11 protein-coding genes are annotated in these 10,867 nt (G+C 67.8%); 6 read left to right on the top strand and 5 right to left on the bottom strand.

What is annotated here, in order from left to right:
• Positions 1 to 72 precede the first annotated feature (72 nt).
• The 3 genes from speE to IE88_RS0111080 all read left to right on the top strand — a co-directional run bounded on the left by speE (position 73) and on the right by IE88_RS0111080 (position 2,428).
• Positions 73 to 981, top strand: coding sequence for a polyamine aminopropyltransferase (speE, locus tag IE88_RS0111090; RefSeq protein WP_238319297.1), 909 nt, complete (start codon positions 73 to 75; stop codon positions 979 to 981).
• A complete protein-coding gene (speB, locus tag IE88_RS0111085) occupies positions 981 to 1,874 on the top strand; it encodes an agmatinase (RefSeq protein ID WP_051881961.1) in 894 nt (297 codons plus the stop codon). The genes speE and speB overlap by 1 nt, the downstream gene beginning before the upstream one ends.
• A 98-nt stretch (positions 1,875 to 1,972) precedes the next feature.
• A complete protein-coding gene (locus tag IE88_RS0111080; RefSeq protein ID WP_031554435.1) occupies positions 1,973 to 2,428 on the top strand; it encodes a hypothetical protein in 456 nt (151 codons plus the stop codon).
• Between the two features lie 31 nt (positions 2,429 to 2,459).
• Here IE88_RS0111080 and IE88_RS0111075 read toward each other — a convergent pair whose 3' ends face one another.
• Genes IE88_RS0111075 through metZ form a run of 4 tightly spaced genes read right to left on the bottom strand, consistent with a single transcriptional unit; the run spans position 2,460 to position 6,435 of the window.
• On the bottom strand, positions 2,460 to 3,884 hold the full coding sequence (locus IE88_RS0111075; protein ID WP_031554432.1) for a coniferyl aldehyde dehydrogenase: 1,425 nt from the start codon (positions 3,882 to 3,884) through the stop codon (positions 2,460 to 2,462).
• Between the two features lie 28 nt (positions 3,885 to 3,912).
• Positions 3,913 to 4,743 carry an enoyl-CoA hydratase-related protein gene (locus tag IE88_RS0111070; RefSeq protein ID WP_031554430.1) on the bottom strand — a complete coding sequence of 277 codons (831 nt, stop codon included), beginning with the start codon at positions 4,741 to 4,743 and terminating at the stop codon, positions 3,913 to 3,915.
• Positions 4,744 to 4,787: 44 nt separating this feature from the next.
• Positions 4,788 to 5,216, bottom strand: coding sequence for a Co2+/Mg2+ efflux protein ApaG (gene apaG / locus IE88_RS0111065; RefSeq protein WP_238319296.1), 429 nt, complete (start codon positions 5,214 to 5,216; stop codon positions 4,788 to 4,790).
• A gap of 10 nt (positions 5,217 to 5,226) precedes the next feature.
• Positions 5,227 to 6,435, bottom strand: a complete 1,209-nt coding sequence (gene metZ / locus IE88_RS0111060; RefSeq protein WP_031554426.1) for an O-succinylhomoserine sulfhydrylase — start codon at positions 6,433 to 6,435, stop codon at positions 5,227 to 5,229.
• A gap of 194 nt (positions 6,436 to 6,629) precedes the next feature.
• On the opposite strand from metZ, the gene IE88_RS0111055 reads away from it, so the two are divergent.
• The 3 genes from IE88_RS0111055 to pdeM all read left to right on the top strand — a co-directional run bounded on the left by IE88_RS0111055 (position 6,630) and on the right by pdeM (position 8,804).
• Positions 6,630 to 6,875 (top strand): hypothetical protein, encoded by a 246-nt coding sequence (locus tag IE88_RS0111055; protein ID WP_031554424.1) that lies wholly within the window; start codon positions 6,630 to 6,632, stop codon positions 6,873 to 6,875.
• A 53-nt stretch (positions 6,876 to 6,928) separates the two neighbouring features.
• On the top strand, positions 6,929 to 8,014 hold the full coding sequence (locus IE88_RS0111050) for a 2'-deoxycytidine 5'-triphosphate deaminase (protein ID WP_031554423.1): 1,086 nt from the start codon (positions 6,929 to 6,931) through the stop codon (positions 8,012 to 8,014).
• Between the two features lie 64 nt (positions 8,015 to 8,078).
• Positions 8,079 to 8,804, top strand: coding sequence for a ligase-associated DNA damage response endonuclease PdeM (pdeM, locus tag IE88_RS0111045; protein ID WP_031554421.1), 726 nt, complete (start codon positions 8,079 to 8,081; stop codon positions 8,802 to 8,804).
• Positions 8,805 to 8,813: 9 nt separating this feature from the next.
• On the opposite strand, the gene IE88_RS0111040 is transcribed toward pdeM, so the two are convergent.
• Positions 8,814 to 10,742 (bottom strand): EAL domain-containing protein, encoded by a 1,929-nt coding sequence (locus IE88_RS0111040; protein WP_162178338.1) that lies wholly within the window; start codon positions 10,740 to 10,742, stop codon positions 8,814 to 8,816.
• Between the last annotated feature and the right edge of the window lie 125 nt (positions 10,743 to 10,867).

Genomic DNA, 10,867 nt, shown 5'->3' with positions numbered 1-10,867 from the left:
CGTTGGGGCCGGACCCGGGACCAGCCCTCACCCGAAGCCGCTACGCGCCTTCGACCTCTCCCAGAGGGAGAGGTGAGCAGCATCAGGACCAATTCCATGACCAACTTCCTCTACCAACTCGACGGCCAGACCTGGTTCAAGGAGCAGGTCACGGACGAGATCGGCCACGCCCTGCGCGTCGACAATCTCCTCTATGAGGGGGAAATCGACCACCAGCACATCGTCGTCTTCGAGAACGAGCGCTTCGGGCGGCTCTTCGCGCTGAACGGCTTCATCCAGCTGTCGACGGCGGACGAGTTCATCTATCACGAGATGGTTACCCACGTGCCGCTCTACGAGCACGGCGCGGCGAAGCGCGTGCTGGTCATCGGCGGCGGGGACGGCGGCGTGATCCGCGAGGTGCTGCGCCACGAGGAGGTCGAGGAGGTCACCCTCGTCGAGATCGAGAAGTCTGTCATCGACTTCTCGAAGAAATGGTTCCCCGGCGTCTCGGACGGCGCCTTCGAGAGCGAGCGGCTGAACCTCCAGATCGCGGACGGCGCGGCCTTCGTGAAGAACGAGGAGCTGAGCTACGACGTCATCATCGTCGATTCGACCGATCCGGTCGGCCCGGGCGAGGTTCTATTCACGGAAGAGTTTTACGCCGACTGCCGCGCGCGGCTGAACCCCGGCGGCATCATGGTCACCCAGTGCGGCCTGCCCTTCCTTCAGCCTGCGGAGCTGAAAAAGGCGCGCGACAACCAGGCCAAGAGCTTCGAGAGCGTGACCTTCTACGCCATGGCCGTCCCGGCCTATTCGGGCGGCATCATGACGCTCGGCTTCGCGCGGGCAGGGGGCGTCATCCCGGCCGAGGGCGAGATCCATTCGCGCCTCGCGCGCGCGGGCCTCGACTTCCGCTACTACACGCCGGAGGTGCACAGAGCCGCCTTCGCGCTTCCCGCCTATGTCGGTACCATCCTCAACACAGGAAGCTTCGCCTGATGGCGCGTTACGCCCTCATGTTCGACGAGAACCACGATCCCATTCCGGCCGATGCGCCCAAGGTTCGCGTCATCCCCTTCGGCTACGAAGAAAGTGTCTCCTACGGCTATGGCGCGGCGGACGGACCCGCCGCCATCATCGCCGCGGCGCCCCAGGTCGAGCTCTTCGACGAGGAGCTCTGGTGCGAGCCGATCCTCAGCTTCAACACGGAAGTCGCGAAGCAGCCGGAAATCGCAAAGGGCCCCGAAGCCGCTCTCCAGCAGCTCGACGACCTGGTCGAGACCGCTCTCAGCGATGGGGCCTTCCCGCTCGTCTTCGGCGGCGAACACACGATCACCGCCGGCGCGATCCGGCCTCTGGTGCGCCGCCACCCGGACCTCGTCCTCCTGCATTTCGACGCCCATGCCGATCTGCGCGACATCTACGAGGACAACCGGCACAGCCATGCCTGCGCCATCCGGCGGTGCCTCGAGCCTGTCGAGGGCGGCCATGAGGATGTGTCCGTGGTCTCGCTCGGCATCCGCAATATCAGCCGGACCGAGATCCCCTTCCTCGAAGCGAACCGGGACCGGGTCCACATCCACTGGGCCAAGGACAAGGCGCAGTGGAATATCGAGGACATCATCGCGCCCCTGCGCGGCAAGAAGGTGTGGGTCACGATCGACGTCGACGGTTTCGATGGCTCGGTCATGCCCGCCACCGGCACGCCGGAGCCGGGGGGCATGTTCTGGGACGACGTCACCCGCGTCCTGCGCGCGGCGGCGGAAGTCTCGGACTGGGTCGGCGCCGACATCAACGAGCTGGCGCCCAAGCCCGAGCTGCATGCCTGCGACTTCCTCTGCGCCAAGCTGGCTTACAAATTGTTGGGCTACAACTTCGCCATGCGGGGCTGACGCCAGTTGACACCCATGCTATGATATGCAGGCAGGGGTCTTGAAACTCCTGTAAGCTGCGACGACCTGTCCCGTGCAGCCACACTGGGGAAATCGTGATGACCGCCGACGCTTCGCTCGCCGAACGCCCGACACCGGAGCTTCGTGAGGGGAGGGAGTCGGACAGTCCGATCTCCACACCGCAAAAGAGGCACAAGGCGCCGGTCACGGTCGGCGCCGCCATCTTCGCGATCCTCACCGTCTCGCTCACCGTCGCCGCCTACCGCTTCGGCGAGGGCGTGGTCTATATCGACGGCCGGACGATCAGCGACTTCTCGCTCTTCGAAGTCACCGGCGGTGCCGCTGCCGGCGTGGTCGGTCTCGTGATCGGCCTCGGCGCCGCGCTCGTGGCCATCGCCGCCGCCCTGATCGCCACCGTTCTGTCCCTCGGCGTCGCTGCGCTGGGCGTCGGCTTCGGCCTCTTCGTCACGCTCGGCGTGGTGACCGGCCCGATCCTTCTCGCGCTCATCATCGGCGTGCTCATCAAGCGCCGCTACTGGCCGGACGTCATCTGACCCCGGCCGAGCGGGGCCAGACCTCGCTCCCTCACTTCCCGATCGTCTTGTTCGCCAGATAGCGGAACGCCTTGCCGTAAGGCGGCGTGATCAGTTTCTGCAGGAAGCCCGCTTGCGGGAAGACCAGGACCGAACGGGCATGGCTGAATTCCCGAAAGCCCGCCTCGCCGTGATAGGCGCCATAGCCTGACTTCCCGACGCCGCCGAAGGGCAGGTGTTCGACGCCGACCTGCAGGACCGAGGCATTGACGGCCGCGCCGCCCGAGGTCGTCTTCGCGATCACCGCCTCGCAGGCCTCGACATTGTTCCCGAAGACATAGAGCGCCAGCGGATGATCTCGCGCCGTCACATAGGCGACGGCATCCTCCACGCTGTCATATTCCACGATTGGCAGGACCGGGCCGAAAATCTCCTCGCGCATCAGGGCGCAATCGGCCGGCGGGTTCAGGACCAGGGTCGGGGCGAGCTTGCGGCTCTCCTTCAATGCGGCTTCGTCGGCGGGGGCCCGCCGCAGAGTCGCGCCGCCGCCCTCCGCCTCGGCGATCAGGGCGGTGAGCCGCTCGTGGTGGCGCTCTGAGATGATGGCCGTGTAGTCGGGGTCCCGCGCCGGGTCCGAATAGAACCCCTCGACCTCGTTCAACAGCGCGGCGGCATAGGCCTCGGCCTTGCCCCGCGGCACCAGCATGTAGTCGGGCGCGACGCAGGTCTGGCCGGCATTGTACCATTTGCCGAAGGCGACGAGGCGGCTGTGCTTGTCGGGCTCGGCATCGGGCATCATGATGCAGGGGCTCTTGCCGCCGAGTTCCAGCGTAACGGGCGTCAGGTTCTTCGCAGCCTCGATCGCGACCAGACGCCCGACCTTGGTCGAGCCCGTATAGAAGAGATGATCGAAGGGGAGGCGCGAGAAGGCTTCCCCGACCTCCGGCCCGCCCGTGACGACGCTGACTTCGTCTTCGGCAAACCCTTCGGCGAACATGTCCCGCAGGAGGTCCGCCGTGCGGGGAGTGAACTCGGACGGCTTGATCATCACCCGGTTGCCGGCCGCCAGCGCGGTGGCTGCGGGCACGACGGCGAGCTGGAAGGGATAGTTCCAGGGCGAGATCACGCCGACCACGCCCTTGGGCTCGTAGCGGACATAGGTGCGGCCGGGGATGGTGGAGAGCGGCTTGCGGAACTTCTGCGGCGCGGCCCACCGGCCGAGATGCTTTTTCAGATCGTCGATATTGCCGATGGTCGTCGCGATCTCGGCGAAGAGCGTCTCGTTCGCCGAGCGCGCGCCATAGTCCTGGCCGATCGCCTCGACGATCCGTCCGCGCCAGGCGCGGATCAGGCCAGCGAGGCGCTCGAGCTTCTCGCGCCGCTCGGCGACCGAGGGTGCGTGCTCGAAGGAGAAGGCGCCGCGCTGCGCGTCGAACTGCATCCGCAGAGCGTCTGCCGCCGTCACTGTTCCATCCATTCCCGGTCTCCTTCGTTTTGCCTTGCGATCAGTCCGACAGGCGCCGCATGGGCGGCAGCGCGGCGAACTGCCCGGGCGTCCTGGTCTGCTTCGCCCGCATCGCCTCCATCAACTCGGACTGCTGGAGCATGGAGGCGTTCCACAGGCGGATCCACTCCAAAGCATCGGCCGTTGAATGGTCGCGGCCATAGGTGATGGCCCGCTTGCAGCCATGGACTGCCAGCGGCGCGCGCTTCGCGATCTCCCGCGCCAGCTCCTGCGCGGCGGCGAGACAGGTTTCGGCATCGGCGGTGACGCGGTTGACGAGGCCGCGCCGCTCGGCCTCCTCGGCGCCCATCCGCCGGCCGGTATAGGCCATCTCCCGCACCACGCCCTCGGGCAGGTGGTTCAGGATCCGCGGAAAGGTGCCGACATCGGCGGTCATGCCGATCTCGATCTCGTAGATGGTGAAGAAAGCGTCCGCGGTGCACAGGCGGATATCGCAGGCGGTCGCCATGTCGACGCCCGCGCCGATGCAGCCGCCCTGGATCGCGGCGATCACCGGCACCCGCGCCTCTTCGAGGACGGTGAAGGTCCGCTGCATCCGGTCGACCACCTGCATGAAGTCGAGCCCCCGGGCGGCGCCGAGGTCCTGCCGCTCGGTATTTCCGAACGCGGCGAGATCGATTCCGGCGGTGAAATGCGGTCCGGTCGAGGCGAGGACGATGGCGCGGGTGTCGCCGGACCGGTCGATGTCCTCGATGACGGAGGGGAAATCGTCCCAGAACTCCGCCGACAGCGCATTGCGCTTTTCCGGCCGGTTCAGCGTGATCGTGGCGACGGGGCCGTCATGGGCGATTGTATAGGGAGCATCGGTCATGAGCGAAGGCTAGCACGCCCGCGCAGGCCGCGCTGCCGGGCGTTTCAGTTCAGCCGGTGCCAGTCATGCGGGCTGTCGAGGCTGAAGGCCGGCACCTCCGCCTCGAAGATCTCGCCGCTGTCGGTCTCCATCGAATAGGTCCCCCGCATGAGGCCCGACGGCGTCGCGAGCGGAGTGCCGGAGGTGTATTCGAAGGCATCGCCGGGCCGCAGGGTCGGTTGCTCGCCGACCACGCCGTCGCCGCTGACCGTGACGGTGCGGCCGCCGGCATCCGTGATGTACCAGATGCGGCGGCGCAGCGTGACGACCTTGTCCGACACGTTGTCGATGCGGACGGTATAGGCCCAGACATAGTGATCGTCGGCGGGCTCGGACTCCTCTTCGAGGAAATCCGGCTCGACCGTGATGCGAATGCCTCGCGTCATGCTCTCGTAGAGCATTTCCTCGCCCAGTTCCGTTGCGCCCCAGATCATTCCCGCTCCGTCAGCACGATTGCAAGGCGGCGTCGAGGTCTCCGAGCAAGTCCGCCGCGTCCTCAAGCCCGATGGAGAGCCGGACGAGGCCCGGCGTGACACCCTGCAAGAGGCGCGCCTCTTCGGACAGGCGCGAATGGGTCGTGGTGCGGGGGTGGGTCGCGAGCGACTTCGCATCGCCCAGATTGTTCGACACGTCGATCAGTTCGAGCGCGTTGAGGAAGCGGAAGGCCTGCGCCTGCGCCTGCTCCGAATCGCCCGCGAATTCGATCGTGACGACGCTGCCGCCCGCTTCCATCTGGCGCCGCGCGATCTCGGCCTGCGGGTGGTCGTCGCGGAAGGGGTAGGTGACGGCCCTGAGCGGCTTGCCCAGATGCGCCGCGAGGCCGTCCGCGATCCGGCTGGCATTGTCGCACATGGCGCGGACCCGGAGGTCCAGCGTCTCCAGCGACTTGACCAGCACCCATGCATTGAAGGGGCTGAGCGCGGGGCCGGTATTGCGCAGGAAGGGGCGGAGCTGGTCGGCCAGGATCGCTTCGTCATTGCCCAGGATCGCGCCGCCAAGGACCCGCCCCTGGCCGTCCATATGCTTGGTCGCCGAGTAGACGACGAGATCCGCGCCCATCTCCAGCGGATGCTGGAGCACCGGCGTCGCGAAGACGTTGTCGACCAGCAGCCGCGCCCCATGCAGATGCGCGATATCCGCGATCGCCTGCACGTCCAGCACTTCGAGGCCCGGATTGGATGGCGTTTCCAGAAAGAAGAGCTTGGTGTTCGGCCGCACCGCCTCGCCCCAGGCGGACAGGTCGGTCCCGTCGATGAAGTCCGCCTCGATGCCGAAGCGCGAGCACAGGTCGTCCGCGACATAGCGGCAGGAACCGAACAGCGCGCGGCTGGCCACCATGTGATCGCCGGCGGAAAGCTGCCCCAGAAGAGCGGCGGTGACCGCCGCCATGCCGGTCGCCGCGGAGGCGCACCAGGTCGCGCCCTCCATCGCCGCCAAGCGCTCCTCGAACATCTGCACGGTCGGGTTCGAGAACCGCGAATAGATGTAGCCGTCATCCTCGCCGGAGAAGCGCGCCGCGGCCTGTTCGGGGCTGTCATAGGCATAGCCCGACGTCAGGAAGAGCCCTTCCGAGGTCTCCTGGAAGGCCCTGTTCATGCCGCCGCGGACGGCGCGCGTGCGGGGGCCATAGGGGTGCTTGGGCGGTTTCGTCATGGAGGGGGCTCCTCTCGAAGCGCTCTTTTCGCAGCGCATTCCGGCCTTTTAGCGGTGTTCTTCCAAAGGCGCCGCCGCAAGCCGGCCGGCCCAAACCCGGCGCCGCTCTCGCGGGTAGGGGAGGTCGCGCCGTCCGTCAAACAGATTGGCCGCTGCTCTTGACGCGCACAGGGTGCGCACTGTATGAAGGTTTTATGACAGTACTCGGCCATCACCTTCATCTGCCCGCCGTCTTCGCGGGTCCGCTTCATGCGCCGAAGACCATGTCGCACGAAGCGCTGCGCCAGCTGGCGGTCGCTCTGTTCGCACTGGTCGTGGGCCTCTCGCTCGCGATCCTGTCCGAAGAGCGCTTGCAGCTCGGCCTGTTCGACGAGGAATACGGCGCGGACGCCTTCGCGGTTCCCGCAAGCGTGCCCGCGCCCGCCATTCCGGCTCGCTAGCGCCGCACCGAGGAGCGCGCTAAGCCCGCGCTTCCAGTGCGAGGGCAGAGCGCGTGACCAATTCGAACGAGGACAGGCCCGGCGTCCTGACGGCGGAAGACCTGCGGACGGCGATCGAACGGAACATCCTGCGCATGCCGCGGGAAGTGGGCGATCGCCAGATCCAGCCTGCCAGCCTCGACCTCACTCTCGGCCGCCGCGCATGGCGCGTGCGGGCCGCCTTTCTTCCCGGCCAGACGCGCAATGTCTCCGACCGCCTCGGCGAGCTGGCCCTGCACGAACTCGACCTCTCGCAAGGCGCGGTGCTCGAAAAGGGCTGCGTCTATGTCGTCGAGCTGCGCGAGCGTCTCGACCTGCCGGTCTCGCTTCACGCCACGGGAAACCCCAAGAGCTCGACCGGGCGCATCGACGTCTTCGTCCGCCTCGTCACAGATCGGGGCACGGCCTATGAGCGCGTTCCCGCGGGCTATCAGGGGCCGCTCTATGCCGAGGTCAGCCCCCGCACGTTCTCGGTTCTCGTCCGCGAAGGCTCGAGCCTCAACCAGCTGCGCCTGCGCCGGGGCAATCCCGCTCTTGATGACGCCGAACTGGAGCGCTTCCACGCGCAGACGCCGCTTTCCGATGGCGGCGAGATCGGGGGCGGCCTGCGCCTGTCGGTCGATCTGTCCTCGCAGCTCGGCGATGTGGTCGGCTACCGCGCAAGGCGGCATTCCGGCCTCATCGACGTCGACGCGGTCGGGGCGCTCGACCCGAGCAAGTACTGGGAGCCGATCGGCGCGCCGGAGGACGGGTTCATCGTGCTCGACCCGGATGAATTCTACATCCTCGCCAGCCGCGAGCAGCTCTGCGTGCCGACGCATCTCGCCGCCGAAATGGTCGCCATCGACACCGAGCTCGGCGCGTTCAGGGCCCATTATGCCGGCTTCTTCGATCCCGGCTTCGGGGTGGGACAGGGCAGCCGGGCCGTCCTCGAAGTGCGCGGCTTCGATGCGCCCTTCGTCCTCGATCACGGCCAGGTCGCCGCGCGCCTCGTCTATGAGCGGCTGAGCAGCGAGCCGCGGCAGGTCTATGGCTCCGGCCTCGGCTCGAACTATCAGGGGCAGGGCCTGCGCCTGTCCAAGCACTTCCGGCGTCCCTGACATTGCGTCATTTTGAGACGGATCGCGGATTCACTCTTCGTTCTCCGCGCTCTATAGGACGCGGATGCTGCGCCTCGTGACCTCGAACTGCCTCACGGAAACTCTCCGCCTCGCCGGCCGTCCGGTCGTGCTCGACTGCTCGGGCGCGATGTGGCTGCCCGAAGAGCGCCTGCTCGTCGTCTCCGACCTGCATTTCGAGAAGGGCAGCTCCTATGCGGCCAAGGGGATTCCGCTGCCGCCCTATGACACGCGCGCGACGCTGGATGCTCTCGAGCGGCTCGTCCGCCTCTGCCGGCCGAACCGCATCCTCTCGCTCGGCGACGCCTTCCACGATCCGCAGGCGGAAGAGCGGATGGACGAGGCGGATGCGCAGCGGCTCGACGCGCTCTGCTCCGCTGCGGACTGGATCTGGATCCTCGGCAATCACGACCCGCTGCCGCCCAAGCGCTTTGGCGGCGCCGTCCATCAGGCAGCCGAGGTGGCGGGCCTCGCCTTCGTCCACGAGCCCGGAGAGACCGATGACTGGCAGGTGGCGGGACACCTTCACCCCTGCGCCATCGCGGCGAAGGGCGGGCGCGGCGTGCGCAAGTCCTGCTTCGTGACCGATGGCGAGCGGCTGGTCATGCCCGCCTTCGGCGCCTTCACCGGCGGGCTCAACGTTCTCGACACGGCCTTCGCGCCGCATTTCGGGGCCGGCTATGCCGTCTTCATGCTCGGCGAGACGCGCGTCTATCAGGTTCCTGTCGCATCCTTGCGCCCCGATGGCCGCCGCGCGGCCTGGGGCGTCTGAAGCGGGAATTCAGGCCGCCGCCGCTTCGGGTTCGCGCTGCCGATCCGCTTCCGCCCGCTGCGCCTTGTAGCGGTTCACCGTGCGGACCCAGCTGCGCGGCCAGAAATGCGTGATGCGGTATTTCCGGGTCAGGATGTTCTTCTTCCTGCGCGGACGCCTGCGGATGCGGGCGGCGAGGACCGCTTCGTCGTCATTGGCCACGATCTGCACCGGCGCAAGGGTGGGCGTGTCATCGGCTAGCACGGGCGCCTGCGCGACCGCCGCGTCGAGGATGTCGGCCTGGCTCATCTCCGCCTCGGCTTCGGCGGGCAGCGGAACCGGCGTTTCGGTCTGCGGCGCGGGCAGGGCCGCCTCGGCGAAGCCGCTCAGCCGCGAGCTGTGCTCTTCGGAGACCGGCAGCTCCGCGAGGAGGCCGTGAATGGCCGTCGTCATCGACGAAAAGGATGTCGGCGCCTCCTCGCGAAGAGCCGGCGTGATGGAAGGCGCGATCGCCCCTGCGAACTCTTCTTCGCCCGGCTCGATATGCGGGACCGTGGCGGAGGCGTCATAGCCGTCGAGGCGCAGGCCCTGTTCGAAGGAATAGCGATGCGCGATGCCGAGCGCGGCTTCGGCGAGGCTGCCGGTGAGGAGGACTCCGGCCTCGTCGTCGATCGGCACAGCGGAGAGCGGCGGCGCCTCCGCCTTTCGCGCCGCAGCCTCTTCGGCCTCCGGCATGCTGTCGGCCTCCGCGCGGGCCGCTTGGGCGTTCGCTTCGGGCATTTTCTCTTCGGGCGTCGCGGCGGGAGCTTCGTCCTCCGCCGCAACCGGCTCCGGCCCTTGCGCCGCAGGCTCGGCCTCCGCCTGTTTCTCCATGTGCCCGGCGAGTCGTTCCTGAAGGCGGCGCGCCGTGTCGCTCGCCGTTCTGGCCGCGGCGGCCTCGCGGGCTTCGCGCTCTTCCTCGTCCGAGGCGGTCTTCGCCAGCTGCGCCTTGCGCAGAGCGGCCTTCTTCGCCGCGATCTTGCGGGCCTTGAGCTTCATGATCGCTTCGGCCGTCGGGTCCGGCCGGTCCGCGTCCTCGGCAGCGAGAACGAGCGGTTCCTGCGGGACGGCGGGCGCCCGCTCGAGCTGGGCGGCGAGTTCGTCCTGCGGCAGCGCCTCCATGCCGAGCGCGCTGCGGACATGGTTGATCGTCTGGGCGCTGAAGCCGTCGAGCTTCGCGGCGCGGGCCAAGAGATTGCCCTGTCCCGCATCGAAGCCGCATTGCTTCAGCGCGCGCGCCGCATCGGCATCTTCCACTCCGACCGCGACGGTGCGCGCGCCATTTTCCTTGGCGAGATCGATGAGTTCGGAGATCGCGGCGAGGCCCGGGCCGCCGCGCGACGTGCGCGCGAAGCGAAGGATGGCCGAGCCGCCGGTCTTGATCTCGGCGAAGGGGAAGGGGTCCGCCTCCTTGAGCGCCTGTGCCGGGCGGCCCCGCACTTCGGTCGCGAGCGGACAGCCGATCCCGCCGAGCCTGCGCCAGACCGAAGCGGCTTCTTCGGCGCTCATCTCCAGGGGAAGGGGCGGGCATTCCAGCGTCAGGAGGTGGGGCGCGATGCCCTCCTCCTGCAACATCGCGGACAGATCGTCCGGCAGGAGGGGATCGAGCAGGTCGGACTGCGCGAGATTGATCGAGCATCCGGGACCTGCGCTGCCGCGCCAGGCCCTGTAGGCCCGCAGCGCATGCCGCGCGACGTAGCGGGTCAGCTCGCCCATCCGGCCCTGCGCCTCGAAGAAGGAGATGAAGGCGCCGGGCGGCAGGCTGCCCAGGCCCGGATGGTCCCAGCGGACGAAGGTCTCCATGCGCAGGAGCGCGCCGCTCGCGAAATCGAAGATCGGCTGGAAGACCACGTCGAGGTGGTCGTTCGCCAGCGCGTTGTCGATGTCCACTTCGGTCAATCGAACAGCTTGTGCGTTCATGGCCTCATCTCGTTCGCGGATCGGACTCATACCGTTAGGAGGTTGGAGAGTATCGATAGAAGGAATTCGTTAACGGGTCTTAAAGCCTCGTCTTGGCGCAACCACCGTTCCGCGCAATGCTGCGG

Origin of the sequence: Parvularcula oceani, assembly GCF_000733125.1 — a bacterium.
GTDB classification, from domain to species: domain Bacteria; phylum Pseudomonadota; class Alphaproteobacteria; order Caulobacterales; family Parvularculaceae; genus Parvularcula; species Parvularcula oceani.
This window is presented reverse-complemented; position numbering and strand designations above follow the sequence as displayed.